This is a genomic window from Pseudomonas pohangensis (assembly GCF_900105995.1).
Lineage (GTDB): Bacteria > Pseudomonadota > Gammaproteobacteria > Pseudomonadales > Pseudomonadaceae > Aquipseudomonas > Aquipseudomonas pohangensis.
In genome coordinates, this window is the sequence record NZ_LT629785.1 from 3,478,679 (window position 1) to 3,504,465 (window position 25,787).

Annotated in this window: 21 protein-coding genes; 9 read left to right on the top strand and 12 right to left on the bottom strand. The window is 63.4% G+C overall.

Annotated features, from left to right (window positions below; all coding sequences use genetic code 11):
* Positions 1-47: 47 nt before the first annotated feature.
* The 4 genes from BLT89_RS16115 to BLT89_RS16130 form a co-directional block, all read right to left on the bottom strand.
* Positions 48-350: a DUF3240 family protein gene (locus BLT89_RS16115; RefSeq protein ID WP_090197782.1), complete on the bottom strand. Its 303-nt coding sequence runs from the start codon at positions 348-350 to the stop codon at positions 48-50.
* Position 351: 1 nt separating this feature from the next.
* On the bottom strand, positions 352-1,293 hold the full coding sequence (locus BLT89_RS16120; RefSeq protein WP_090197785.1) for a sodium-dependent bicarbonate transport family permease: 942 nt from the start codon (positions 1,291-1,293) through the stop codon (positions 352-354).
* Positions 1,294-1,433: 140 nt separating this feature from the next.
* Positions 1,434-3,233, bottom strand: a complete 1,800-nt coding sequence (gene oadA / locus BLT89_RS16125) for a sodium-extruding oxaloacetate decarboxylase subunit alpha (RefSeq protein WP_172829143.1) — start codon at positions 3,231-3,233, stop codon at positions 1,434-1,436.
* 10 nt (positions 3,234-3,243) lie between these two features.
* Positions 3,244-4,659 carry an acetyl-CoA carboxylase biotin carboxylase subunit gene (locus tag BLT89_RS16130; protein ID WP_090197788.1) on the bottom strand — a complete coding sequence of 472 codons (1,416 nt, stop codon included), beginning with the start codon at positions 4,657-4,659 and terminating at the stop codon, positions 3,244-3,246.
* Between the two features lie 202 nt (positions 4,660-4,861).
* Here BLT89_RS16130 and BLT89_RS16135 point away from each other — a divergent pair, with 202 nt between their 5' ends.
* Positions 4,862-5,800, top strand: a complete 939-nt coding sequence (locus tag BLT89_RS16135) for a LysR family transcriptional regulator (protein WP_197673567.1) — start codon at positions 4,862-4,864, stop codon at positions 5,798-5,800.
* Here BLT89_RS16135 and BLT89_RS16140 read toward each other — a convergent pair.
* Positions 5,772-5,957: a PA3496 family putative envelope integrity protein gene (locus tag BLT89_RS16140; protein ID WP_090197794.1), complete on the bottom strand. Its 186-nt coding sequence runs from the start codon at positions 5,955-5,957 to the stop codon at positions 5,772-5,774. The genes BLT89_RS16135 and BLT89_RS16140 overlap by 29 nt on opposite strands.
* Positions 5,958-6,108: 151 nt before the next feature.
* Positions 6,109-6,975, bottom strand: coding sequence for a transcriptional regulator HexR (gene hexR / locus BLT89_RS16145; protein WP_090197797.1), 867 nt, complete (start codon positions 6,973-6,975; stop codon positions 6,109-6,111).
* Positions 6,976-7,091: 116 nt separating this feature from the next.
* Here hexR and zwf point away from each other — a divergent pair, with 116 nt between their 5' ends.
* From zwf to BLT89_RS16160, 3 genes are all read left to right on the top strand, one after another.
* A complete protein-coding gene (gene zwf / locus BLT89_RS16150) occupies positions 7,092-8,516 on the top strand; it encodes a glucose-6-phosphate dehydrogenase (RefSeq protein WP_231975124.1) in 1,425 nt (474 codons plus the stop codon).
* 153 nt (positions 8,517-8,669) lie between these two features.
* The gene (locus tag BLT89_RS16155) at positions 8,670-9,002 is read left to right on the top strand and encodes a YegP family protein (RefSeq protein ID WP_090197802.1); all 333 of its coding nucleotides are present in this window, start codon (positions 8,670-8,672) and stop codon (positions 9,000-9,002) included.
* Positions 9,003-9,113: 111 nt separating this feature from the next.
* On the top strand, positions 9,114-9,470 hold the full coding sequence (locus tag BLT89_RS16160; protein WP_090197804.1) for a DUF1304 domain-containing protein: 357 nt from the start codon (positions 9,114-9,116) through the stop codon (positions 9,468-9,470).
* A gap of 11 nt (positions 9,471-9,481) precedes the next feature.
* On the opposite strand, the gene BLT89_RS16165 is transcribed toward BLT89_RS16160, so the two are convergent.
* On the bottom strand, positions 9,482-10,708 hold the full coding sequence (locus BLT89_RS16165; protein WP_090197807.1) for a serine hydrolase domain-containing protein: 1,227 nt from the start codon (positions 10,706-10,708) through the stop codon (positions 9,482-9,484).
* A gap of 265 nt (positions 10,709-10,973) precedes the next feature.
* Between BLT89_RS16165 and BLT89_RS16170 the strand changes: the two genes are divergently transcribed.
* A complete protein-coding gene (locus BLT89_RS16170) occupies positions 10,974-11,882 on the top strand; it encodes an EamA family transporter (RefSeq protein WP_090197810.1) in 909 nt (302 codons plus the stop codon).
* Between the two features lie 93 nt (positions 11,883-11,975).
* Here BLT89_RS16170 and BLT89_RS16175 read toward each other — a convergent pair whose 3' ends face one another.
* From BLT89_RS16175 to BLT89_RS16185, 3 genes are all read right to left on the bottom strand, one after another.
* Complete coding sequence (locus tag BLT89_RS16175; protein ID WP_090199141.1) at positions 11,976-12,872, bottom strand: hypothetical protein; 897 nt, start codon at positions 12,870-12,872, stop codon at positions 11,976-11,978.
* Positions 12,873-12,955: 83 nt separating this feature from the next.
* Complete coding sequence (locus BLT89_RS16180; RefSeq protein WP_090197813.1) at positions 12,956-13,852, bottom strand: alpha/beta fold hydrolase; 897 nt, start codon at positions 13,850-13,852, stop codon at positions 12,956-12,958.
* A 153-nt stretch (positions 13,853-14,005) separates the two neighbouring features.
* Positions 14,006-15,736 carry an N-acyl-D-amino-acid deacylase family protein gene (locus BLT89_RS16185; protein ID WP_090197815.1) on the bottom strand — a complete coding sequence of 577 codons (1,731 nt, stop codon included), beginning with the start codon at positions 15,734-15,736 and terminating at the stop codon, positions 14,006-14,008.
* Between the two features lie 269 nt (positions 15,737-16,005).
* Here BLT89_RS16185 and BLT89_RS16190 point away from each other — a divergent pair, with 269 nt between their 5' ends.
* Positions 16,006-17,301, top strand: a complete 1,296-nt coding sequence (locus tag BLT89_RS16190) for a glycosyltransferase (RefSeq protein WP_090197818.1) — start codon at positions 16,006-16,008, stop codon at positions 17,299-17,301.
* Between the two features lie 95 nt (positions 17,302-17,396).
* Here the strand turns inward: BLT89_RS16190 and BLT89_RS16195 are convergent, their stop codons facing one another.
* A complete protein-coding gene (locus BLT89_RS16195) occupies positions 17,397-17,930 on the bottom strand; it encodes a PadR family transcriptional regulator (protein WP_090199144.1) in 534 nt (177 codons plus the stop codon).
* 113 nt (positions 17,931-18,043) lie between these two features.
* On the opposite strand from BLT89_RS16195, the gene BLT89_RS16200 reads away from it, so the two are divergent.
* The 3 genes from BLT89_RS16200 (at position 18,044) to BLT89_RS16210 (ending at position 24,197) form a co-directional block, all read left to right on the top strand.
* Positions 18,044-19,693 (top strand): phytoene desaturase family protein, encoded by a 1,650-nt coding sequence (locus BLT89_RS16200; RefSeq protein ID WP_090197821.1) that lies wholly within the window; start codon positions 18,044-18,046, stop codon positions 19,691-19,693.
* A 118-nt stretch (positions 19,694-19,811) separates the two neighbouring features.
* The gene (locus tag BLT89_RS16205) at positions 19,812-21,173 is read left to right on the top strand and encodes a serine hydrolase domain-containing protein (protein WP_090197823.1); all 1,362 of its coding nucleotides are present in this window, start codon (positions 19,812-19,814) and stop codon (positions 21,171-21,173) included.
* A gap of 117 nt (positions 21,174-21,290) precedes the next feature.
* Complete coding sequence (locus BLT89_RS16210) at positions 21,291-24,197, top strand: HD domain-containing phosphohydrolase (RefSeq protein ID WP_090197827.1); 2,907 nt, start codon at positions 21,291-21,293, stop codon at positions 24,195-24,197.
* A gap of 54 nt (positions 24,198-24,251) precedes the next feature.
* Here BLT89_RS16210 and BLT89_RS16215 read toward each other — a convergent pair whose 3' ends face one another.
* A complete protein-coding gene (locus BLT89_RS16215) occupies positions 24,252-25,610 on the bottom strand; it encodes a DUF1329 domain-containing protein (RefSeq protein ID WP_090197829.1) in 1,359 nt (452 codons plus the stop codon).
* Positions 25,611-25,787 lie beyond the last annotated feature (177 nt).

Consider the following 25,787-nt stretch of genomic DNA (forward strand, 5'->3'; position numbering starts at 1 on the left):
GCTGGTTCGCGGGCCGGTAATCTCTGCACAAAGACGCAACACCCGCCTCAGAATTTCTCCGGTCGCAGTACCTGAACCTGCGACAGGTAGCAGACCATCGCATAGTTGTCGTAATAACGCTGTTGCAAATGGCTGGCGATACGTTCGGCCAGTTCGGCGGCGCAGATGACTTCCACGCGGATATTGCCCTCGGTATCCCAGTCGGCGCTGCGCAGGCCCTGATGGCCACGGCCACGGGCATCGGAGATGGTCCAGCCGGGTGCGCCGAGCTGCTCCAGATCGACGACCAGTTTTTTCTCCAGCGCTGCCTCGCAGATCACGGTCAGCAGGGTACGGGTAGATGCCGGCATGTCAGAGTCCCCAGGCGATCAGTTGTTCGGCCAGCGCCAGATACAGCGGGATGCCGACCAGGATATTGAACGGAAAAGTGATGCCCAGCGAGGCGGTCAGCGACAGCGACGGATTGGCCTCGGGCAAAGCCAGGCGCAAGGCTGCCGGCACCGCAATGTAGGAGGCACTGGCCGCCAGGGTTGCCAGCACCGCCGTGCCGCCCAGCGACAGGCCCATGCTGCGCGCCAGCAGGGCGCCAATCAGCGCACCGAGCAACGGCATCAGCAGGGCGAAGCCGAGCAGGCGCAGGCCGAACTGTTTCAGCGCGCCGAGCTGGCCGGAGGCAATCAGGCCCATTTCCAGCAGGAAGAACGCCAGCACCGGTTTGAACATGCTGGTGTACAGCGGCTCCAGCGGCTTGATGCCTTCCTTGCCGGCAATCGCGCCAATCACCAGCCCGCCGAGCAGCAGCATGATGCTCTTGCCGAGGAAGATTTCGCGGCCCAGTTCCTTCCAGTCAGTCTCCCGGCTGATGCCCTTGGCCAGCACGATACCGACCAGAATCGCCGGAATCTCCAGGATCGCCACGAACAGTGGCATGTAGCTTTCGAAGTCGATGCCGCGCGAGACCATGAAGGCCACCACCACGGCGAAGGTCCCGGCACTCACCGAACCGTAGTGCGCTGCCACTGCCGCCGCGTTGATGCGGTCGAAACGCAAACCGCGCAACAGCACGAAGGCCACCACCGGCAACAGCACACCCAGGCCCAGCACCAGCCCGGCCTGGCCGAGCAGCCGCGCACTGGCCTGCTCGGCCAGCTCGACACCACCGTGCAGGCCGATGGCCAGCAGCAGCAGGATCGACAGGGTTTCATAGAGTGCCGGCGGCAGCTTCAGTTCGCTTTTCAGCAGCCCGGCCAGCAGGCCGAAGACAAAGAACAGTACAACCGGATCGAGTGCCACGTTTCACCCCCAGCAACCAAAGAAACGCTGCACAAACACGCACACACGCACACACGCACCCGTAGGGTGGGCTTCAGCCCACCGCTACCACAGATTGGCGAGTTATTGGTGGGCTGAAGCCCACCCTACTCACACCCTGCTCAGGCCTCGATTTCGACCAGCACATCGCCCGGATTGACGCGGTCGCCCTTGGCCACATGCACGGCCTTGACCGTTCCGCTGATCGGCGCCTGCACCTCGGTTTCCATCTTCATCGCCTCGGTGATCAATACCGCCTGACCGACCTTGACCGTATCGCCGGCCTTGACCAGCACATCGACGATATTGCCCGGCATGGTGGTGCTGACATCGCCCGGCGCGCTGGCCTGCTTGCGCTTGCTGCTGCCACCGCTGACGAACTCGTTGAGCGGCTCGAACACCACCTCTTCCGGCATGCCGTCGATGGACAGGTAGAAGTGCCGCTTGCCATCGGTCTTGACGCCGACCCCGGTAATGTCGACGCGGTAGCTTTCACCGTGCACATCGACCACAAATTCGGTCGGCACACCTTCCTTGCCGGCCACGGCACCGGCTACCGGCTCCGGCAACAGCGCTTCGGGCTTGAGTGTGCCGGCGGCACGCTCTTCGAGGAACTTGCGCCCGATATCCGGGAACATGGCGTAGGTCAGCACGTCTTCTTCGCTTTTCGCCAGAGCACCGACTTCCGCACGCAGCTTGTCCATCTCCGGCTTGAGCAGATCCGCCGGACGCACCTCGATCACTTCTTCATTGCCGATCGCCTGCTTGCGCAGGGCCTCGTTGATCTGCCCCGGCGCCTTGCCGTAGCCGCCCTGCAGATACAGCTTCACCTCATTGGTGATGGTCTTGTAGCGTCCGCCGGAGAGCACATTGAACACTGCCTGACTGCCGACAATCTGCGAGGTCGGGGTAACCAGCGGCGGGAAGCCGAGATCCTCGCGCACCCGCGGGATTTCCTCGAACACCTCGTTGATACGGTCCAGCGCGCCCTGCTCCTTGAGCTGGTTGGCCAGGTTCGACATCATGCCGCCCGGCACCTGGTTGACCTGCACGCGGGTATCCACTGCGGTGAATTCGCTCTCGTACTGGTGGTACTTCTTGCGCACGGCATAGAAGTACAGACCGATTTCCTGGATCAGCGCCAGATCCAGACCGGTGTCGTAGTCGCTGCCCTTGAGCGCCGCGACCATCGACTCGGTACCCGGATGGCTGGTACCCCAGGCCATGCTGGAGATGGCGGTGTCGATGCGGTCGGCGCCGTTCTCGATGGCCTTGAGCTGGCACATCGAGGCCAGGCCGGCGGTGTCATGGGAGTGGATCACCACTGGCAGGTCGATGGCTTCTTTCAGTGCCCGCACCAGCGCGCCGGTGGCATAGGGCGTGAGCAGGCCGGCCATGTCCTTGATCACCACCGAGTCAACACCCATGGCGGCCATCTGCTTGGCCTGCTCCACGAAGGCTTCGGTGGTGTGCACCGGACTGGTGGTGTAGGCGATGGTGCCCTGGGCGTGCTTGCCGGCAGCCTTGACCGCCTCGATGGCCACGCGCAGATTGCGCACGTCATTCATGGCATCGAAGATGCGGAACACATCGATACCGTTGACCGCCGCCTTGGCGACGAAAGCGCGGACCACGTCATCGCTGTAATGGCGGTAACCGAGCAGGTTCTGCCCGCGCAACAGCATCTGCAGACGGGTATTGGGCAGCGCCGCCTTGAGCTGGCGCAGGCGCTCCCACGGGTCTTCCTTGAGGAAGCGCACGCAGGCGTCGAAAGTCGCGCCGCCCCAGACTTCCAGCGACCAGTAGCCGACCTTGTCGAGCTTGTCGCAGATCGGCAGCATGTCTTCGGTGCGCATGCGGGTAGCCAGCAGCGACTGGTGGGCATCGCGCAGGATGGTATCGGTAACAGTAATCTTCTTCATGATGGATTCCTCACAGGCCTGCGTGGGCGGCAATGGCAGTGGCGATGGCGATCGCCAGGTGCGATGGGTATTTCTTGATCGAATACTCGAGCAGCTGCGGATGTTCGTCGACGAAGCTGGTGTTGAACTGGCCGCTGCGGAAGTCCGGGTTACGCAGGATTTCCTCGTAATAGGCAGTGGTGGTTTTCACCCCCTGCACGCGCATGTCATCCAGCGCGCGCAGCCCGCGGTCCATCGCCTCTTCCCAGGTCAGGGCCCAGACCACCAGCTTCAGGCACATCGAGTCGTAATACGGCGGAATGGTGTAGCCGGTATAGATCGCCGTGTCGGTACGCACACCGGGGCCGCCGGGCGCGTAGTAGCGGGTGATCTTGCCGAACGAGGGCAGGAAGTTGTTCTTCGGGTCTTCGGCATTGATACGGAACTGCAGGGCATAGCCGCGGTGAATGATGTCGCTCTGCTGCACCGACAGCGGCAATCCGGAAGCGATGCGGATCTGCTCGCGCACCACATCGAGCCCGGTGATCTGCTCGCTGATGGTGTGCTCGACCTGCAGGCGGGTGTTCATCTCCATGAAGTACACCTCGCCCTCGGCGAGCAGAAACTCCACGGTGCCGGCATTTTCGTAACCCACCGCCTGCGCCGCACGCACTGCCTGGTCGCAGATATAGGCGCGCTGCTCGGGGGTCAGTTGCGGGCTGGGAGCAATCTCGATGAGCTTCTGGTTGCGCCGCTGGATCGAGCAGTCACGCTCGAACAGGTGCACCACGTTGCCCTGGCTGTCCGCGAGAATCTGCACCTCGATGTGCTTGGGATTGACGATGCACTTTTCCAGAAACACTTCGGCGCGGCCAAAGGCCTTGGTCGCCTCGGAAATCACCCGCGGGAATGCCTGCTCCAGCTCCTCGCGCGAGTTGCAGCGCCGGATACCGCGACCGCCACCACCGTTGGTGGCCTTGAGCATCACCGGATAACCGATGCGGTCGCCTTCGCGCAGTGCTTCGGCCATATCCGCCACGTTGCCCTCGGTACCTGGCGTGACCGGCACACCGGCGGCGATCATGCTGCGCCGCGCTTCGGTCTTGTCGCCCATGCGGCGGATCACCTCGGCGCTCGGGCCGATGAACTTGATCCCGCGCTCGGCACAGATCTCCGCCAGCTCGGGGTTCTCGGAAAGAAAGCCGTAACCGGGGTGCAAGGCATCACAACCGGTTTCCACTGCCAGATTTACCAGCTTGCGCGGGTTGAGATACCCCTCCAGCGGCTCGGCACTGACGCAGTGGGCTTCATCGGCGCGCTTCACATGCAGCGCATGGCGATCCGCTTCGGCATAGACCGCCACCGAGCGCACGCCCATTTCGGCGCAGGCACGCACGATACGGACAGCAATTTCGCCGCGGTTGGCAATCAGGATTTTCTTGATCACGGATGACCTCCTCGATCAGTGGACAGACAACCGGGCACGCCGGTCGGCAAATGGCTTGCCGGACAAAACCCGGCCAGGCATTTAATCCTAGTCGCTGTGGTTGATTAACGAAAATCAATAATTATTGGGTTAGGCATTAGCAATAGCTTATATTCAATCGCAGAATCATTAACGGCCACCAGTAACCATGCGTAAGTCATTGCTGCGTATCACTTTTCGTCAGCTGCAGGTATTCCGCGCAGTCTGTACCCACCTGTCCTACAGCCGCGCGGCAGAGGAAATGGCGCTGACCCAGCCGGCCGTGAGCCTGCAGATTCGCCAGCTGGATGAACTGATTGGCCAGCCACTGTTCGATTATGTCGGCAAGAAGCTCTACCTGACCGCGACCGCCGAGGAGCTGCTCAAAGCCAGTGAAGATATCTTTGCCCGGCTCGACAGCCTCGACATGCAACTGGCCGACCTGCAGGGCAGCCTGCAGGGCCAGCTCAGCCTGGCGATCGAATCCAGCGCCAAATACTTCACCCCGCACCTGTTTGCCGCCTTCCGCCAGCAACACCCGGAAGTCAGCCTGCAACTGACCGTGGTCAACCATGCCCAGGCGATCAAGCGCCTGAGCGTCAACCGCGACGACCTGCTGATCATGTCGCAGGTGCCACAGGACATGGCGCTGGAATTTTTGCCGTTCCTGAACAACCCGATCGTTGCCATAGCGCGGCCGGATCATCCCCTGGCCGCGTTGGCCAGCCTGAGCCTGCAGGACCTGACCGGTTTCCCGCTGATTGTCCGCGAACCGGGCTCGGGGACGCGCAAGGCCTGCGAGGAATACTGCCACGAAAAGCGTGCGCACTTTGCCCAGCGCATGGAGCTCGGTTCACTGGAGTCGCAGCGCGAAGCGGTGCTCGCCGGGCTCGGCCTGGCCTTGCTGCCACGCCATGCGGTAAGTCACGAACTGAGCAGCGGCAGACTGTGCGAGCTGCCGGTACAGGAGTTGCCGCTCTATCGCAGCTGGTGCGCGGTACATCTGCGCGGCAAACGCCTGTCGCCGGTAGCGCAGGCGTTCATCGCCTTTATCCGCAATCAGCGCGGGCTGATCGAACAGCTGGCCCAGCGCTTCAGCGCTGGGCCCCCAGTTGCGGGTTGAGGTAGAAGCCGGTCAACCGCTCCGGATCATCACCGAGCTCCTGACACAGCCGGCGCAGCTCACTGCGCTCCTCGATGGCACGGCGATAAGCCATGCGCGTGCTGTCCTGCTGTTCTCTCTGCTTGCGCGCTACGGAAGGACTAAAGGCCTGGGTCATGACGGGGTTCCCTCTTGCATTATTCAGGAACCCCAAGCTAGCGGGCGCAGATGACAGTTTCGCGGCAGCGCCATGATCCTTGCGTTACAGCAATCCAACGAGTAGCCCAGCGCCAACCCCGCAGATCGCGGAAATTCGCGCCCGTCGCCGCTCAGTCGTCGCTGCTCTTCACCGTCTTCGGCGACAGGCGCAGGTTGCGCAGGCTGCGCTTGACGCTTTTCAGGTGGTTGACCAGATCCGGGCCACGCGACATGGCCACGCCCATGGCCAGTACGTCGATCACCACCAGATGGGCGATGCGCGAGGTCAGCGGGGTGTAGATCTCGGTGTCTTCCTGCACGTCGATGGCCAGGTTGACCGTGGCCAGATCGGCCAGCGGCGTCTGGCTCGGGCACAGGGTGATCAGCGTGGCGCCGGTTTCGCGCACCAGGTTGGCGGTGATCAGCAGGTCCTTGGAACGCCCCGACTGGGAGATGCAGATAGCCACGTCGCTGGGCTTGAGCGTCACCGCCGACATCGCCTGCATGTGCGGGTCGGAATAGGCCGCCGCGGTGAGCAGCAGGCGGAAGAACTTGTGCTGGGCATCGGCGGCCACCGCACCGGACGCGCCGAAACCGTAGAACTCGATCCGCTGGGCGGCGGCAATGGCATTGATGGCGCGCTGCAGCGCCTGGGTGTCGAGGCGTTCGCGCACCTCCATCAGGGTATGCAGGGTGGTGTCGAAAATCTTCAGGCTGTAGTCGGCCACCGAGTCGTCTTCATGGATGGCGAACTGGCCGAAGCTGGCACCGGCGGCCAGACTCTGCGCCAGCTTGAGCTTGAGATCCTGAAACCCGGTGCAACCGATGGCGCGGCAGAAACGCACGATGGTCGGCTCGCTGATGCCCACCTCGTGGGCCAGATCGGCCATCGAACTGTGCATTACCGCGGCAGGGTCGAGCAGCACGTGCTCGGCCACCTTGATTTCGGATTTGCGCAGCAGATGACGGGACTGGGCGATATGTTGCAAGAGGTTCACAGGCACTAACTCGGTTATGATCGGGCAGATGTAGTGGGCGTGTAGTTATACTACATGCCCGCCGCCACCGCACTGAAAAACACCCGGAGCACCCCGTTTTGCCTACTCCCTGCGACATGCTGGTCTTTGGCGCCAGCGGCGATCTGGCGCTGCACAAGCTGCTGCCGGCGCTCTACCACCTGCACCGTGATGGCCGTCTGGACGCCGACATGCGCATCCTCGGCGTGGCGCGCAAGCCACTCGGCCGCGAGCAGTTCTGCAGTCTGGCCGAGCGTCACTGCCGCGTGCAGCTGGCCGCCGGCGACTTCGATACAAGCGTGTGGAAAACCTTCGCCGCGCGGCTGGACTATTTCGCCATGGATGCCGCGCAGAGTGCCGATTTCGGCCGCCTGGGTCGCAAGCTCGGCAGCAGTTGCCAGCGCGGTCGCATCTACTATCTGGCCACGGCCCCCGATCTGGTAGCCGATATCAGTGCCAATCTGGCCATTGCCGGGCTGACCGGCAGCCATACGCGGATTGTCGTGGAAAAGCCCATCGGTCATTCCCTGGAATCGGCGCGCGCGGTCAATGACGCCCTCGGCCAGGTGTTCAGCGAAAACCAGGTATTCCGCATCGACCATTATCTGGGCAAGGAAACCGTACAGAACCTGATGGCGCTGCGCTTTGCCAACGCACTGTTCGAGCCGGTGTGGCGCGCCGGGCATATCGACCATGTGCAGATCAGCGTGAACGAAACCCTCGGCGTGGAAAATCGCGGTGCCTACTACGAACAGTCCGGCGCCATGCGCGACATGCTGCAGAACCACCTGCTGCAACTGCTCTGCCTGGTGGCAATGGAAGCGCCGGTGCGCTTCGATGCCGAAGCGGTGCGCAACGAGAAAGTGAAAATCCTCCAGGCGCTGAAACCGATCAGCGGCCTCGATGTGCAGGACAAGACCGTGCGCGGCCAGTACGGCGCCGGGCAGGTTGGTGGTGAAGCGGTGTCGGCCTATTACTTCGAGAAGAATGTCGACAACGACAGCGACACCGAAACCTTTGTCGCCGTGCAGGCCGAAATCGACAACTGGCGCTGGGCCGGGGTGCCCTTCTACCTGCGCACCGGCAAGCGCATGGCGCGCAAAAGTTCGGAAATCGTCATCCAGTTCAAGCCGGTGCCGCACCGTCTGTTCGAAGCGGGTGAGGCCAACCGGCTGATCATCCGTCTGCAACCCGAAGAGCGCATCAGCCTGCAACTGATGGGCAAGAGTCCGGGCAAGGGCATGCGCCTGCGACCGCTCGAGCTGGATCTGAACATGGCGCAGATCGAACCGCAGAGCCGCCGCTGGGATGCCTATGAACGCCTGTTGCTCGACGTCATCGAAGGCGACTCGACACTGTTCATGCGCCGTGACGAAGTGGAGGCCGCGTGGAGCTGGATCGATCCGATCATCCACGGCTGGCAGGAGGCCTACCAGAGTCCGCGGCCCTACCCCGCCGGCAGCGACGGCCCGGAACAGGCGCACAGCCTGCTCGAGTTGCACGGGCGCGAGTGGCTGGACTGAACCCCGCAACAATGGACAGCCCGAGCATGGCTGACTAAGGTCTTTGCCATGGGTGGCCGACCTGCCAGGGACCGGGCTGCAGTATTTCACTGCTGGATGCACGTCCGCCCGCAGCGCATGTCGCGCACTCTCCCCAAAAAGAGGTAACTTCAGATGGCTGGATGGTATGAATTAAGCAAAAGCAGCGATGGCCAGTTCCGTTTCGTGCTCAAGGCCGGTAACGCCGAAACAATTCTCACCAGCGAGCTGTACAAGAGCCGCGCGGCGGCCGAGAACGGCATCGCCTCGGTACAGGCCAACGCGGTACTGGACGAGCGCTACGAGCGCAAGACGGCCAGCAACGGCAAGCCCTTCTTCAACCTCAAGGCGGCCAACCACCAGATCATCGGCTCCAGCCAGATGTACTCCGCCGAGGCCGCACGTGACGGCGGCATCGCCAGCGTGAAAAGCAATGGCGCAAGCACCACCATCAAGGACAACACCTGACCGTTCTGCAGTGAGCTGAGCGTTCCCACGCTCTGCGTGGGAACACAGTTGCCGGCGCTCTGCGCCCGCCGCGGGAACTAGCCCAAGCCTCGTCCATTCAAGGAAAACTCCATGACCCTGCTGGCCAATCTGTTTGTCGCGCTGATCGCGCTGCTGCACGTCTACATTCTGGTGCTGGAAATGTTCCTCTGGGACAAGCCGGCCGGGCTGCGCGCCTTTGGCCAGACGCTGGAGGCGGCCACCGCGAGCAAGGTGCTGGCAGCCAATCAGGGGCTGTACAACGGCTTTCTCGCTGCGGGGCTATTCTGGGGCTTGCTGCTCGGCGCTGAAGGCACCGGGGTCAAGCTGTTCTTCCTCACTTGCGTGCTGGTGGCCGGGCTTTACGGCGCGGCTACCGCCAACCGCAAGATCCTGTTTATCCAGGCCATTCCTGCTGCCATCGGCCTGCTGCTGGTCTTGCTGGCCTGAACCAGAACCGCTCAGTTTGCGCCTGAACCCAGCTTGCGTGCGATCGCGCGGAAGGCTTCCAGCGCCTCGTACTCCATGCGGTCGCCATCGACGTTGTAGTCGGCATAGGCCGAATTCTTGGCGATCACCACCTGCCGCGTCGGGTTGACGTAGATGAACTGGCCGTAGACGCCGATGGCCATGAACTCGCCCTCGTTACCCTGGGGAATCCAGAACTGGTAGGCATAGCCCAGCGCCGGGATGCCTTCAAACCGGCTGCGCCCCGGCTGCAGGTAGGCGGTGCGCGGCGTCACCGAATCCTGTACCCACTGCGCCGGCAACAGTTGCTCGCCCTTGAGGTTGCGCCCCTGATCCAGATACAGCTGGCCGAAGCGTGCATAGTCGCGGGTGCGTACGTTGAGCCCGGCGAAGGCCAGCTCGGTGCCATGGGCATCGGTCAGCCAGCGCGCATCGCCTTCAGGGCCGAGGCGTGACCACAGTTTCTTCTCCATATAGCTGGCCAGTTTCTCGCCGGTCGCCGCTTCCAGCACCATGCCCAGCACCTGGGTGTTGACGCTGATGTAGTGGTGCTCGCGGCCGGCCGGGCCGGCCATCTGCAGTCTGGCGATCCACTCGTTGGTCGAGCGGCCAAGGAAGATTTCCTCACCCAGCTGGTTGATGCCCGACTGCGGATCGGCGTAATCCTCGTTGAAGTCGATACCCGAAGACATCTCCAGCACATCCTGGATCGACACGTCGGCATAACCGCTCTGGCGCAGCAGCGGCACATAGTCGCCGACCGGATCCTGCAGGCTGCTGATCGAACCGTCGGCCAGGGCGAAACCGATCAGCGCCGAGACAAACGACTTGCCCACTGACCAGGAGATCGCCTGACTCTGTGCATCGTTACCCTGGTAGTAGTCCTCGAAAACCAGCTTGCCGTTGGCCAGCACCACCAGCCCGGTGGTACCGGAGGTTTTGATCCAGTCGCTGATGGCGATCGTCCTGCCCTGAAAGCTGAAGTCCTGCGGCAGTTGCTGCGGTGCTACTTCCAGCTCGAACACTGGACCGCTGTCGGGGATCAGGTTGCTGTCGAACAGCTCGGGCATGCTGCGGAAGTTTTCCACGATCCGCTGCGGCGCAAACAGCGTTTCAAATTGCCAGACGCGATACGCCTGATGCGCCAGCCAGGCCAGCGCCAGTAAAGCGACGAGAATGATTACTGGCTTGAGCAGCCGGCGACTGGCGGATGGTTGCATGGGGGCACCTTGTGGTTGGTTTCGAGAATTAGCGAAAGCGGGTTCCCACCCAGAGCATGGAAACCATCGGGAGCTGAGGCCACACAGAAGCTGGACAAGCAGCGCATTGTCAACGAAATCCACACCCGCCGTGGAGTTCTTGATCACTCCCACGCTCTGCGTCGGAACGCAGCGCCAGACTCGCTGCAGCTTGCTGGTGTCATACGCCCGCGCGTAGCATGGCCGTCCCCTGCAACTGCAGCCACGCCAACCCGCGGAATAACCGATGAACGCCAGCCTGCCAGTGCGACACCTGCTTCTGGCGATTGCCGTGGTGGCGGTGTGGGGCAGCAACTTCGTAGTGATCAAACTGGCCCTCGGCCATCTGCCGCCGCTACTGTTCGCGGCCCTGCGCTTCACCCTTGCCGCCCTGCCCGCCGTGTTCCTGTTGCCGCGCCCGGCAGTGACCTGGAGCAATCTGGCAGCCTATGGCCTGCTGATCGGCGTCGGTCAGTTCGGCGTGTTGTACCTCGCCATGGACGGCCATATCTCGCCAGGCCTGGCCTCGCTGGTGATCCAGCTGCAGGTGTTCTTCACCATCGGCCTGGCCATGTATTTCGCCGGCGAGCGGCTGCGGCGGGCGCAATACGTTGCGCTGCTGCTGGCCGGCGGCGGCATCGGCATCATCATCCTGCATACCGATGGCAGCACCACCCTGCTCGGGCTGGCCCTGACCCTGCTGGCCGGGCTGTGCTGGGCCGGCGGCAATATGGTGGCGCGCCAGGCAGGGCGCATCAACATGCTGGCTTATGTGGTGTGGTCCAGCCTGTTCGCCATACCGGTACTGGCCGCCCTGTCACTGCTAACCGAGGGCTGGCCGGCGATCAGCGCCGGCTTGCGCGCGGCCGACGTGCAGACCTGGCTGGCCGTGGCCTGGCAGGCCTGGGGCAACACGCTGTTCGGCTATGCCGCCTGGGGCTGGCTGCTGGCCCGTCACCCGGCTGCGACCATCACCCCCATGGCGTTGCTGGTGCCGCTGTTCGGCATGGGCAGTGCGGCCCTGTGGCTCAACGAAGACATGCCCGCCTGGAAACTCGGCGCCGCCACACTGGTGATCAGCGGTCTGGCGCTGAACCTGTTGTGGCCGCAATTGCGCGAATGGCTGCGGGCCCGCGGGAGCGCGGGAACAGACTGATGGAGCAACCCTGCCGCATTGATCGTACCCACGCTCTGCGTGGGCACGCAGCGCGTGGAAACCATCGTGGTACGGACTGAGCGCGCTGCCCGGTTACGCGCCTTTGCGCCGGGCGCCGGGCATGCATTCCGGCCACATCAGCAGCGAACCCAGCAGAAAGCAGCCACCGCCGATCAGGGTGAACAGCGTTGCCAGCATAAGCATGTCGGAGCCGGAGATGCCGGGCAGGACCACGGCGAATACCGCCGAGATCATGAAGGCGATGCAGCCGCAGAAGTTGATCAGGGTCAGCCACCAGGACAGGCTGGCCGGCTTCCAGGCCCACCAGGCATGGCAGGTTTCAATCAGCGCCAGATAACCCGAAGCGAGGAACAGCAGGGAACCGGCAAAATCAGGCACCCAGATATCCAGATCCTGTTGCAACCAGTCCTGCGCGGGCAACAGCCCGTCAAAGGTATTGAGGTTGAACAACAGGGTGCCGGCAAACTGCAGCGCGCAGGCCAGCCAGCCAATCTCGCGCGGGCGCCAGCCGAACAGCACCAGGCGCCCGGCTTTGACCGGCTGCAACTGCGCGAAGTGTTGCGCATTGGCCGCCTGAAACAGCTGCAGATAGGCGGCGATGGTGAAGGGGATCGAGCCGGCGAAAAACACCAGATTGACGCTCTGGTTGTCGAGTGACCAGGCACGCGCCAGGCCCGGCGCCAGCACCAGCAGGCTGCCCAGCATGAACAACGCCGAGCCCAGCGCAAACACGCCACCGATCCACCAGTTCAACTGTCCGGGCAGCCACAGGCAACGCCACCAGCCGCCGGCACCGGCCCTGGCAAACAGGTTTTTGCGCAGATCGCGCGAGTGCAGAATGATCCGCCCGCCACCCGCACGCAGCAGCACATGGCGTGAAATGAACCGGCCGGGGCCGCTTGACTCAAGGCGCCGGGCCGAGCGGCGCAAGCGCTCAAGGCGGTGCGGATTTGCTGATTTTTCGGTCATGGCCAGATAGCACAGCGCCTGAATTGAAGGTCGGGGCAGTATGCCTTTAACCCGGATCATCCGCAGCGACAACGCGCCAACCGCTAGCGCACGCCCATTGTTTTCCAGAACGCCTGACACGCCTCCAGCACTGCCTCGGGCGCTTCGATTTGCGGGTAATGACCGATGCCCGGCAGTTCGCGGATGAAGTGCTGATCGCCGACCACCTCGCGAAAGCGCGCGACCATATGCGCACCGGACACCGGGTCGGCACTGCCGTTGACCAGCGCCAGCGGCATGCGCGCCTGACGCAGGGCGTTGACCCAGCGTTCGCGGTACTGGCGGCGTTCGGCGATGTAACCGAGCAGCGGCGGCAGTACCAGCAGACCCTGGTTGTAATTGACCAGCTGCCAGACCGCTTCCAGCGTCGGCTGATCCGGCTGGCTGTGCGCGCCGAATACCGAACTGAAGGTAGCGAGCAGTTTGCTGCGACTGGTCAGCCGCGCCAGCAGCGGGCCGAGCGGACCAGCCATGAGTTTCTGCATCAGCCGCGCATGGTGGGTTTCCGGGAACAGCCCGCCGTTGAGCAGGATCACTGACTGATAGCGCGACTGCGGCTGATCGAGATCACGCGCCAGCAGTTCCTGCACCACGGTGTCGCCGTAGTCATGGGCCAGCACATGACACTGGTCGATGCCGGCCTGCTGCATGACGAACTCGATCAGGTCGGCCTGTTCAGCCATGCAGTAGCGGTGCGGGCGTGGCTTGCTGCTGAAGCCGAGGCCGAGCAGATCGGCGGCCACTACGCGGAAGCTGGCCGACAGCTGCGGCCACAGGTGGCTGAAATCCCAGCTGGAGGTCGGGTAGCCGTGCACCAGCAACAGCAGCGGTTTTTCCCCGGCTGCCGGATCCTGCCCGGCGCTGTCGACGACAAATACCTGCCGGCCCTGCCAGTCGAGCCAGCGCCCGCGCTCTTGCCATTGCTGCAGTGTGGCGATCATTCAATACTCCCTGGTTACGCAGTACTTGCCGTAGGAGCGGGCTTGCCCGCGAATAATGGCGGCAGCCCCTTCGCGGGCAAGCCCGCTCCTACAAAGGTCCGCTCCTGCAAAAAAGTTGGCTGCGGCAGCCTTGTTATCGCCCGACCGGGCTGGTCAACGATGTTGCTTGTGCGTACTGCGCAGCAGACGGCCGAAACGCCGTTCCTCGAACTCGGCATGCGGCTGGCCCTGATCCAGCACTATCTGGCCGCCGACAATCACCTGCTGCACCGCCTTGCCGGAACGGGTGACCATGCGCATGGCGTTGTCGAAGCGCGGGTCGGTGGTTTCCTGCGGACCCGTCAGATCGGTTTTCAGCGCCTCGGGATCAAGCACCAGTACATCGGCCACGCGGCCTTCGCGCAAGTAGCCGGCATCCAGCCCGAACCAGTCGGCCAGTTCGCCGGTGATGCGCCACACGGCCTTCTCGATCGGCAGCGCGTCGCTGTTGAGCAGGCAGTCGCGGAGGAAATGCAGGTGCGAGTTCTGGAACGCCAGATTGCGGTTGTGCGCGCCGGCATCGGAGAAGCCGAGCTGGATATACGGGTGCTGCAGGTAGCTGCGCATCTCGGCCGGGCGGTCGTTGGCGATCACCGAATGCCAGCGGATGCTCTCGTCGAACTCGCTGATCAGCTCGATAAAGGTATCCACTGCGGCCTGACCACGGCTGCGGGCAATCTCGGCAAAGCTGCGACCGACCAGCGTAGTGTCCGGACAGCCGACCACCTGCATCTGCGCCAGATCTTTATGGAAACTGGCGCCGAAGCGGCTCAGCCATTCCCCGCGCAGCTGCTTGCGCCAGTCGCTGTCGCGGTAGAGCAGCTGGCGCTGGGCGGCCGTGTCGGCATTCATCAGGCAGGCGCTGGCCTGCATTTCCTCGAACACCGGCGTATTGCAACCGTCACTCCACAGCTCGAAGGGCACCGACAGCGACTGGAAGCGCAGGTTGCCGTTGAGGCCGTCGTTGATCACGCTGGCCAGGCGGCGGGTCATCGGCCCGAGCTGGCGGTTGTTGGTGAAGTCCAGACTGGTGAGCATGCTCATGCGCAACGACTTGCGCCCCAGGCCATGGCTGAGCAGCGCCAGCAGCGGCACCAGGTAACGCCGGCCGGCATCCGGCGTGGCCTGCAGCACGCGGTCATGCTGGCGCAGGACATCGGCAATCAGGCGGAACTCGCTCATCCGCGCGTAGTGCGAAGGCGCCGAGGCACCGTTGTACTTGAAGCCTTTCCAGCGGTGCCACTGCAGCATGTCGATGCTCACGCCGAGAAAGCCGGCCTCCATGGCCTCGTGGGTCAGGCTGCGCAGGGCATTCTTTTCGCCCCAGCTCAGCACCGTCGGCTTCAGGCTGCGCTCCTTGCCGAGCACCGCCATGCGCAGGTTGGAGTGGCCCATCAGGCTGGCGATATTCGGCCCCAGCGGCAGCGTTTCCAGGTGCTCGTAGTATTGTCCCGGCGTGCGCCAGTTGACCCGCCCACCGAGCCACTTGGCCAGCGTCTCGCGCGGCAGGTTTTCCACCCGCGCAAACAGGTCGATCATGTCCTCGGCGTCACCGATGGCCAGCGACAGCGAGCAGTTGCCGAAGATCAGGCTGGTCACGCCGTGCTGCAGCGACTCCAGCAAACCGGGGGCCACTTCCACCTCGGCATCGTAATGGGTGTGGATGTCGATGGCGCCGGGCATCACCCACTGGCCGGCGGCGTCGATCTCGCGACGGCCACGGGCACTGGATTGCGCTTCGATCTTCAGCACCTTGCCCTGTTCGATCAGTACATCGGCGTTACGCGACGGCGCCCCGGAGCCATCGAAAACCCGTCCGTTGCGAATGATCAGATCTACTTCCAAGGTGTATCTCCAGATAGCCGGCGTGTCGTGTAATTGAACCCGTCAACGCCCGGACGTCAACGTGACGCGCGTGATTTGGCGGATTAACGGCCATTTATGGCCAGCCAGACAAACCGGCAGAAAATTCTGCAGCCGGGCTGGTGTACCTGAGCCTGCTTTGTGCGGAAAACCCCGTGTCTGAGCGCGCTAAGTTGACGGCTGCACTTGTGGCTACCTTACTCCTACCCCTCAAGCCACCCTCCTCCGCCCGTCGCCCTGGTGAACAAGTCATGACCTCCTATCTGCTCTGCAGCTCGCCGATTCACGGCCATATCGTGCCCATGCTGGCGATTGCCAGATACCTGGTCGGCTGTGGACACCAGGTCAGCCTGCTCAGTGGCTCGCGCTTTCACGCGACCATCGCGCAAACCGGTGCCACGCCCCTGAGCCTCGATGGCCGGGCCGACTACGATGACCGCACCTATATCGATGAACTGCCCGAGCGACACCAACACAAAGGCATTGGCAAGATTCGCTATGACTTGGTAACCGTCTTTGTCCTGCCACTTCCCGACCAGTACCGGGCGCTGCAGCGGGCAATTAACACCATCCAGCCGGATATCGTGGTCGGCGAAACGGCCTTTATGGGCTTACTGGCGTTACTGCGCACCAGCCCTTTGCAGCGACCAGCGGTGGCCACTGTCGGTGTGCTGCCGCTAGCACAGATGAGTCGCGACGCCGCACCTTTTGGCCTCGGCCTGGCGCCGCTGGCCAACCCGCTGGGGCGCTTGCGCAACCGGCTGTTGAACAGCCTGGTGCAGCAGCTCATCTTTCGCAGCACCCAGGATCTGGCCAATCAACTACTCGGTGAGCTGGGCGCGCCGGCACTGGATGCCTTTCTGTTCGATTACGCTTCACGCGGCCCCGATCTGTTCCTGCAGCTGTGCGCCGCCGAATTCGAATACCCGCGCTCCGACCTCTCGGCCAACCTGCGCTTTGTCGGCCCGGTCTTGCCAGCGGCCAGCGCCCATGCCGAGGTGCCGCCCTGGTGGGGCGAGCTGGAGGCAGCCGATTGCCCGGTGGTGCATGTCACCCAGGGCACCATCGACAACAAGGACATGGGCCGGCTGATCCGCCCGGCGCTGGACGCACTGGCCGGGCACAAGCTGCTGCTGGTGGTGTCCACCGGCGGCCGGCCGCTTGCCGAACTCGGCCCGCTGCCGGCCAACGTGCGTGCCGCCGAATTCCTGCCCTATGACCGGCTGATGCCGCTGACCGATCTGTTCATCACCAACGCCGGTTACGGTGGCGTCCAGTTTGCCCTGAGCCACGGCGTACCGATCATCGCCGCCGGCGACAGCGAAGACAAAGTCGAGGTTTGCGCACGGGTGGCCTGGTCCGGCGTGGGACTGAACCTGAAGAGCGGTACGCCAACCGTCGCGGCGATTGCCCGCGCCGTCGAGCAGGTTCTGGCTGAGCCGGCCTACCGTACCCGCGCGCGGGCACTGGCCACAGCGATCCGCAGCCATGACACCCTGCAAGAGATCGAGCGTGAACTCGAACAGCTGATCGCCAGCCGCGTTTGAGTTCTTCTGCTTAGCCATCCCGTTGTAGGGTGGGCTTCAGCCCACCGCAGACCGGCACTTATCGAGCTGGTGGGCTGAAGCCCACCCTACGCCGGCTATTCGGCCAGCGCCTGCTGCACTTCTTCGGCCCAGGCCAGCCAGGCCTGTTCGCCGAGAATGCCACGGCGCAGGGTCAGGTACGGCAGACGCCAGGCACCGCGCTGCTCTGCCGGCAGGGCCAGGTAACTGCGCTCGATCTCCAGCAGACTGTCCAGCGCCTTTGCATGCAGCTGGCGGTGCCGCTGCAGCTCTTCACGCAGGTTGTCGAGGCTGGTGTGGTTGCCGCCGTAGAGCTTGACCAGCAGTGCATCGTTGGTGCGCACCGGCTGCACCGGATCGGCCAGCCAGCGCTGCAGTTCGGCATGCCCGGCAGGCGTCAGACGGTAGTTCTTCTTGTCCGGCCGGCTGTCCTGGGCCTGCTCCTCGAAGCTCAGCCAGCCGGCCTCGCTGAGCTTTTTCAGCTCCTGATAGACCTGCTGGTGCTTGGCATTCCAGAACCAGCCCAGACCACTGTTGAAGCGCTTGACCAGGTCATAGCCGCTGCCGGGCTGGCTTTCCAGCAGGATCAGAATGGCGTGCTTGAGGGACATGAAAACCACCGCGGCGAAAGTCAGCGCCAGTATAACCATTATGCAAATAGTTGCATTAGTCGATCAGCCAAGGCAGTATGCAAAACATTGCATATCCAGCTTCGGAGAAATCCATGAAACGCACAGGTACCCGCTTTCGTCCGCGTCTGGCACAGGCCAACTACGACGCCATCATCATCGGCTCCGGCATCGGCGGCCTGACCGCCGCCGCCCTGCTGGCCCGGCTGGGCAAGCGCGTCTGCGTGCTGGAGCAGCACTACACCGCCGGCGGCTACACCCATGCCTACGAGAATCAGGGCTACGAGTGGGATGTCGGCGTGCATTACATCGGCGAGGTGCACAAGCCGTGGAGCGTGCTGCGCCGGGTGTTCGACGTGATATCCGACAACCAGCTGCAGTGGGAGCCGATGGACGATCACTTCGACCGCATCATTCTCGGCGACCTGACTTTCGATTACGTGGCCGGCCGCGAACAGCTGGCGGCGGCGCTGAAGCAGCAGTTCCCCGCCGAAGCCACAGCCATCGACAGCTATATCCAGCTGCTCGCCGATGTCAGCGCCAAAGTACCGAAGTTCTTCGCCGCCCAGGCCATGCCGCGCCGCCTCGGCATGCTCTACAGCAAGCTGCGCCGCCGGCTGCTGCCGGACTACTTCTTCAAGACCACCCGTGAAGTACTCGAAGGCCTGACCGGCAACCAGCAGCTGATCGGCGTACTCACCGGCCAGTGGGGCGACTACGGTCTGCCGCCGGCCCAGTCGGCGTTTGTCATGCATGCGATGGTGGCCAAGCATTATCTGGCCGGCGGCAGTTACCCGGTGGGTGGCGCCGCGCAAATGGCCGCAACCATCATTCCGGTGATCGAGGCCGCCGGTGGCAACGTGTTCACCTATGCCGGGGTGCGCGAAATCCTCATCGAGAACGGCCGCGCCGTGGGTGTGCGTCTGCACAAGGATGATGTCGAGTTGCGCGCGCCGCAGATTGTCAGCAGCGCCGGCCTGATCCCCACCTACACCCGTCTGATTCCACGCCAGATTGCCGAGGCCAGGGGCCTGCTGGCACCGCTGCAGAAGGTCGAACTGTCGGCCGCCAGCCTGTGCCTGTATGCCGGCTTCAAGGGCACGGCGGCCGAACTGGGTTTGCCCAAGACCAACTACTGGGTGTATCCGGGCGCCGACCACGACAGCAACAACATCCGCTTCCAGACCGGCGCTACCGAACAGATGCCGATGATCTACATCTCCTTCCCGTCGGCCAAGGACCCGTCCTGGGACAGCCGCTACCCGGGCAAGGCCACCGTGGAAATCGTCGCGCCGACCCTGCCGAGCCTGTTCGCCCAATGGAAAGGCAGCACCTGGGGCAAGCGCGGTGCCGAGTACGATGCACTCAAGGCCAAGCTCACCGCAGAACTGCTGGAAACCCTCTATCGCTTCCATCCGCAACTGCGCGATGCGCTGGATTTCTGTGAACTGGGCACACCGCTGTCGACCGAATGGTTCCAGTGGAACGAACAGGGCGAGATCTATGGCATCGACCACACGGTCGAGCGTTTCGACCAGCACTGGATTCACAGCCAGACGCCGATCAAGGGCCTGTATCTGACCGGCGCCGACACCCTCACCGCCGGTGTCGGCGGCGCGCTGATGGGCGGCGTGATGACCGCCACCTGCATGCTCGGCTGGCAGGGTTACAAGGTTGGCAAGCTGCTGAAAAACTGGAACCCGCAAAGCGCCGGCAACCCTGCGGGCAACAGCGCGACGGCCTGAAGCGCAAGGCCAAGCCGGATAGTTCCCATGCTCTGCGTGGGAACCCGGCGGTTACGCCAGCGACTGTTGTCCCGCCCGCCTGCTAATCTGCGGCAACACTTTCTGCAGGGAATCAGCCATGGCCGTAGCAAAAAACACCCTCATCAGCCTGGTGCTGGTTGCCGGCGGTCTGATCTGGCTGAAAGTCGCGCCGCCGGAATTGCTGCGCGTGGGCGCCAATTACTCGGCAAAGATGGTCTGCTCGAACGTGTTTCTGGCCGGCCGCGATGCCGATCAGGTCATGCGTGATGATGTGCAGGCGCCGGGCAATCCGTTGATGCGGCTGATGTGGGTCACGGTGGACCGCGAACAGAACAGCGTACGCGGTGGGCTGTTCGGCTTTATCGGCAATGGTCTGGCGCTGCATCGTCCCGGCACCGGCTGCGCCACGGTGCCCGATGGTGATCTGGCCCGCGCCGCCCGCGTGGTCAGCCAGCGCCCGCTGCCGGCCGAGCCGCCCGCCGATCAGCCATGGCCCGCCGGCAGTGCGGCACAAACCCTGCCGGCGCTGCAGGCACTGGTCGAAAGTGCGCAGCTGGCCGGCCCCGGCATGCGCGCGATTGCGGTGATCCACAACGGCAAGCTGGTGGCGCAAAGCTATGGCCCGGGCTTTTCCCAAAGCACACCACTGCTCGGCTGGTCGATGACCAAATCGGTAACCGCCGCACTGGTCGGCCTGCAAATTGCCGATGGCACACTGCGCATGAGCCAAGCCGGTTTCTGGCCAAAGGATTCCGGCGGCCGCGAGGCGATCAAGCTGGGCAACCTGATGGCGATGGACGATGGCCTGGAGTTCAACGAAGGCTACGGTGATGTTTCCGATGTCACCCGTATGCTCTATCTCGAGCCGGACATGGCCGCCTACATGCAGGCGCGGCCGCTGGCGCACCAGCCCGGGACTTTCTGGAACTACTCCAGCGGTACCACGGTGATGCTCTCCCATCTGTGGCAGCAGGCCGCCGGCAAGCAGTCCCTCGAGCTGCCCTACAGCCGTCTGTTCGTGCCGCTGGGCATGCGCAGCGCGATCATCGAAGCCGATGCCCGCGGCACCCTGGTCGGCTCCAGCTACATGTACGCCACCGCCCAGGACTGGGCGCGCTACGGCCAGTTCCTGCTGCAGGATGGCGTATGGAACGGCCAGCGCCTGCTGCCCGAAGGTTTCGTGCAGAACATCAGCAGCCCGTCGGTGGCTTCGCGCGGCGAATATGCCAGGGGCCAGTTTTGGCGCTGGGGCCCGCAGGGGGCAACCCCTGAGGGAGAAAATCCGGACACCGCCTTCGACATTCCGGCCGATACCTTCTGGATGCGCGGGCATGACGGCCAGACAGTCGCCATAGTGCCGTCGCAGCAACTGGTGGTGGTCCGTCTGGGGCTGACCCCGCAAAGCCTGCTCTACCAGTCCCAGGGCCTGCTCGCCGCGGTGCTCAAGGCGCTGCACTGAGCTGCCGGCAACTGGCATCCCCTGCGGCCAATCCACACCGGCATGCCACGGCGCAGGCTGCATTGCCGGCTGGACACTCTATAGTCAGTGGATTCGGAACCATCAAGGAGCACGCTTGTGCCATCGCGCCGCATTCCCTTTTCCGTGCACATCTCCTACCTGTTCATCGGCCTGCTGGCGGTGTTCGCGATCATCCTCAACGCCTTCCAGTTCAGCGAAACCAGCCGATTGATCACCACCGAGGTCGGTCATCGCTTCGAGCTGATCGGCGAACGGGCCACCGAGGATATCCAGCACACCTTCAGCGGCGCCGCGCTGAGCTCGGCCCTGCTGGCCAAGCAGCGCCTAATGCGCGCCACCTCGCTGGCACAACGCCTGGAAAGCCTGCCCTGGCTGGCCACGGCGCTGCAGGCACAAGCCAATGCCAACTCCATGTACATGGGCTACGAAACCGGCGACTTCTTCCTGCTGCGGCCCTGGCATGACGACCCGCAGTTGCAGGCGCTGTTCAATGCGCCACCCGGCACCGGCTGGATGGTGCAGAGCATTCAGGTGGTGGATGGCCAGGCACTGGGCGAGCACCTGTTCTTCACCACCGACCTGCAGCTGATCGAGCGCCGCGTCAAACCCGACTATCACTATGACCCGCGCACCCGTGACTGGTATACGCAAGCGCTGGCCACCGATGGCTTGTACGTGCAGCCTCCCTACGTGTTTTCCAGTACCGGCGAGGTCGGCAGTACCTTCGCTACCGAAACCGACAATGGCCTGGCCGTGGCCGGCGTCGACATCACCCTGCGCTCGGTCAACCACATACTGCGCAAGAATGTGGTGACGCCGAGTACCCGGCTGGTGCTGCTCAATGACAAAGGCGAAGTGCTCAGCTCCGAACGTGGTCCGGTCGAGATGGTGCCGGTCGAAAATGCCCGGGGCCGGCTACCGACACTCAACGACCTCGACCTGCCCATACTGAGAAAGCTGGTCAGCGATACGCCGCCGGGCACCACCGCGATCATGCACATAGAGGATGTTGAGGGCGATAACTGGGAAGGCGGTGCCTTTCCCCTGAAGATGGCCGACAGCACCCTGACCCTGTGGATCGCGGCACCCCATGCCGAGTTGCTGGCCAGTGCCTACGCCAGTCTGAAACAGAGCCTCTACATCGTCATCGCGCTGTTTCTGCTCGGTATTCTCGCCGCCCTTGCCCTCTCGCGGCTGGCCTCCAGGCCATTGGCCGCGCTGACCCACGAGGCCGGCAAGATCGAGCGCTTCGACTTCGAGGAGCCGCTCGATGTCGAGTCACAGATCGCCGAGGTGGTCGATCTGGCGCACGCCATGGGCAACATGAAGAGCACCATCAAGCGCTTCCTGCAGCTGTCCACCGCACTGGCCAGTGAAAGCAACTTCAACAGTCTGCTGGCCCGCCTGCTCAGTGAAATGCAGTCGGTCACCAATGCCGATGCCAGCCTGATCTATCTGGCCGATGGCGATGCCCGTCATCTGGATCTGGCGCGGGTGCGGCAGGGCAACAATCTGCTCGATGGCCATGGCCAGCAGCTGCTGGACACCCGTGCCGATAGCACGCATCCACTGATACAGGCACTGGACGAAGGAGTGCCGCCGCGCGAGTTGACGACCCACGAGTTGCAGAGCTACTTCCCGGCGCTGACCGAGGTGGCCCACAGCCTGAGCCTCTGGGTGCTGCCCCTGCACAACCGCGCCGGTGAACTGCTCGGCGTTCTGGCGCTGCTGGTCGACCAGAGCCGCAATCCGCTGAGCACGGAGCTGATGGCCTTTGTCAGGACACTCTCGACCACTGCCGCCGTGGCGCTGAATACCCAGCGCCTGATCGAGGAACAGAAGATCCTGCTGGAGTCCTTCATCCAGCTGATTGCCGGCGCCATCGATGCCAAGAGCCCCTATACCGGCGGCCATTGCCAGCGGGTGCCGGAGCTGACCAAGATGCTTGCCCGCGCCGCCTGCGCCGAACAACAGGGGCCGTTCGCCAGCTTCAGCCTCGACGACAACCAGTGGGAAGAGCTGCATATTGCCGCCTGGCTGCACGATTGCGGCAAAGTCACCACCCCCGAATACGTGGTCGACAAGGCGACCAAACTGGAAACCCTCTACGACCGCATCCACGAAGTGCGCATGCGCTTTGAAGTGCTCAAGCGCGATGCCGAAATCGCCTGCCTGAAGGCCATCGCCGCCGGAGGCGATGCCGATGCCCTGCACAACGCGCTGCGCCAGCAACTGCACCAGCTGGATGACGATTTCGCCTTTGTCGCCCGCTGCAACGAGGGCGGCGAGTTCATGGCGACGGAACATGTCGAACGCATGCGTGGCATCGCCAGCCTGAGCTGGCAACGCACCCTCTCCGACCGTCTGGGGATTTCCTACGAGGAGCGCCAGCGCAAGGAACGCAACCCGGAAGCCGCACTACCGGTTAGCGAAGCATTGCTGGCCGACAAGCCCGAACACCTGTTCCTGCGCGGCCCGCGTGACCAGCTGGCGGAGAACAATCCGTGGGGCTTCAAGGTGCGCGTGCCGGAGTATCTGTACAACCGTGGCGAACTCTACAACCTCTGTGTGGCGCGCGGCACGCTGTCCGAGGAGGAACGCTACAAGATCAACGAGCACATCATCCAGACCATCATCATGCTGGAGAAACTGCCGTTCCCGCGGCACCTGCGCAGGGTGCCGGAAATCGCCGGCGGCCACCACGAGAAGATGGATGGCAACGGTTACCCCAGACGCCTGACCGGTGAACAGATGAGCCTGCCGGCGCGGATGATGGCCATCGCCGACATTTTCGAGGCGCTGACTGCCGTCGATCGCCCGTACAAGAAAGGCAAGACCCTTTCCGATGCGATCAGGATCATGGGCCTGATGCAGCAGGAGCAACACATTGACGGCGAACTGTTTGCCCTGTTCCTGCGCTCGGGGGTGTATCTGGAGTACGCAGCGCGCTACATGCCTGCGGCGCTGATCGACGAGGTGGATATCCGTCCGTATCTGGCCTGAAATGCAAACGGCGCCTGCCCGGCGCCGTTTGCATGAGTGCAGCCTGAAGCCGCCTTAGCGAATCCCGGCGCCTGCCAGCGATTGCGGTGACCACTGCGCCTTGGACAGCGGCTTGATCAGCTTGATGCCACCGAACGGGCCGAAGATACCCGAGACGTTGTAACGCCCGGCAATCAGGTCGTAGATCACGCTGTTGGCGGCGCCGGTGCGGTTATACCAGTCCACGCTGCCATGGGCGAAACCGCCACGGTAGAGCTCGTCGTTGCCGTCATACTCGTCGGATGCCACGGCACGCCAGCTATCCTCGTCGAGATAGAAGGTGCGCGTTTTGTAGATGTGCCGCTTGCCCGGTTTCAGCGTCGCTTCCACTACCCAGACGCGGTGCAGTTCCCAGCGCAGGAAATCCGGATTCAGGTGATTGGCGGTAACGTACTTGGCCGGCTCCTTTTCGTAGTTCAGCTTGTAGTTGTTGTAGGGAATGATCATTTCCTTCTTGCCGATCAGCTTGAAGTCGAAGCGATCCATGGCGCCGTTGAAGATGCCGACATCGTCATAGGTGCTGCTGCCCGCCGTTCCCGGGTTGGGCGTGTCGTAGGCGATATCCGGCGCCAGCTTGACCCGCCGCTGACCCGGCAGGTACTGCCAGGCGCGGCGCGGCTGCACCAGCGGATTGACCGCATCCTGGCCCATGATTGCTTCACCGGCACGGCGTGCCGGCTCGTTGTACTTGACCTTGATCCGCCCGTAGACATCCGAAGGCCCGACCACCTTGTTGATATTTTCCGTAGTGGCCAGCGGCGAGCCGCCCCATACCTCGCCACTGGTGGCCAGGATCGGTGTGCCGTCGGAGGCCATGTTCCACGACTCATAACGGGTATTGAACTCGTGATCGAGCAGACCGGGCACACCGAACAGGTGGTTCCACATGGCCTCATAACCGGTTTGCGGAATCGGGAAGGCAACGCCGGGCACGGCATTTTCCAGCGCCAGGCCGCCCTCACCGGTGCGGGCGTTGGTCGCGTTGATCCTGGCGTTCTTTATCTGGTGCTCGGCCAGTGGCACGCTGCGGTGAGTCGGGTAAACATCGACCCGGTAGCTCGGATAGCGCCGCAGCAGTTCGTAGGTCACTGCGGTCAGCTGGTCCTTGTACTGGTCGCGGTTCTGCCCGGTAATCACCAGCAGCGGTTTTTCTCCGGCAAACGGGTCCGGCAGCATGCTATCGCCGGGGGTGTAGCCGGGTGGCGTCAGATCCTGGGGCAGGCCGCCGGTATAGGGCGGTATCGTACCCGCAGCATTCCCGGCCATCTCTGCACCGATCGGCGTCAGCGTGGTGCCGAGCTGGGCCGCCTGTTCCGGAGTGACTGCTGCCTGGGCAAAACCACTGGCGAGCAGCATGACGGCAGCGGCCAGCATTTGTCTGGCAGGCGCATGTCCGACCGTTTCAGGCTGGCGGCATTTATTGAATTTATTGGCCACGGATGAAAGTCCTCGGGAGATCTGTTGGGTGAAGTGTTGCGAGCCACATAAAGGCATTAGCGGTGCCACAATACCTTAATCGGGCAATTTCGCCAGCGCCTGATGAGCGCCGGC

What these genes read in the sequence shown, in the direction of transcription:
- BLT89_RS16115 (WP_090197782.1), bottom strand. Translation starts at nt 350, where the DNA reads ATGCCGGCATCTACCCGTACCCTGCTGACCGTGATCTGCGAGGCAGCG.
- oadA (WP_172829143.1), bottom strand. Translation starts at nt 3,233, where the DNA reads ATGAAGAAGATTACTGTTACCGATACCATCCTGCGCGATGCCCACCAG.
- BLT89_RS16140 (WP_090197794.1), bottom strand. Translation starts at nt 5,957, where the DNA reads ATGACCCAGGCCTTTAGTCCTTCCGTAGCGCGCAAGCAGAGAGAACAG.
- zwf (WP_231975124.1), top strand. Translation starts at nt 7,092, where the DNA reads ATGCTGGTCTTTGGCGCCAGCGGCGATCTGGCGCTGCACAAGCTGCTG.
- BLT89_RS16155 (WP_090197802.1), top strand. Translation starts at nt 8,670, where the DNA reads ATGGCTGGATGGTATGAATTAAGCAAAAGCAGCGATGGCCAGTTCCGT.
- BLT89_RS16160 (WP_090197804.1), top strand. Translation starts at nt 9,114, where the DNA reads ATGACCCTGCTGGCCAATCTGTTTGTCGCGCTGATCGCGCTGCTGCAC.
- BLT89_RS16165 (WP_090197807.1), bottom strand. Translation starts at nt 10,708, where the DNA reads ATGCAACCATCCGCCAGTCGCCGGCTGCTCAAGCCAGTAATCATTCTC.
- BLT89_RS16170 (WP_090197810.1), top strand. Translation starts at nt 10,974, where the DNA reads ATGAACGCCAGCCTGCCAGTGCGACACCTGCTTCTGGCGATTGCCGTG.
- BLT89_RS16175 (WP_090199141.1), bottom strand. Translation starts at nt 12,872, where the DNA reads ATGACCGAAAAATCAGCAAATCCGCACCGCCTTGAGCGCTTGCGCCGC.
- BLT89_RS16180 (WP_090197813.1), bottom strand. Translation starts at nt 13,852, where the DNA reads ATGATCGCCACACTGCAGCAATGGCAAGAGCGCGGGCGCTGGCTCGAC.
- BLT89_RS16190 (WP_090197818.1), top strand. Translation starts at nt 16,006, where the DNA reads ATGACCTCCTATCTGCTCTGCAGCTCGCCGATTCACGGCCATATCGTG.
- BLT89_RS16195 (WP_090199144.1), bottom strand. Translation starts at nt 17,930, where the DNA reads ATGTCCCTCAAGCACGCCATTCTGATCCTGCTGGAAAGCCAGCCCGGC.
- BLT89_RS16200 (WP_090197821.1), top strand. Translation starts at nt 18,044, where the DNA reads ATGAAACGCACAGGTACCCGCTTTCGTCCGCGTCTGGCACAGGCCAAC.
- BLT89_RS16205 (WP_090197823.1), top strand. Translation starts at nt 19,812, where the DNA reads ATGGCCGTAGCAAAAAACACCCTCATCAGCCTGGTGCTGGTTGCCGGC.
- BLT89_RS16215 (WP_090197829.1), bottom strand. Translation starts at nt 25,610, where the DNA reads ATGCTGGCCGCTGCCGTCATGCTGCTCGCCAGTGGTTTTGCCCAGGCA.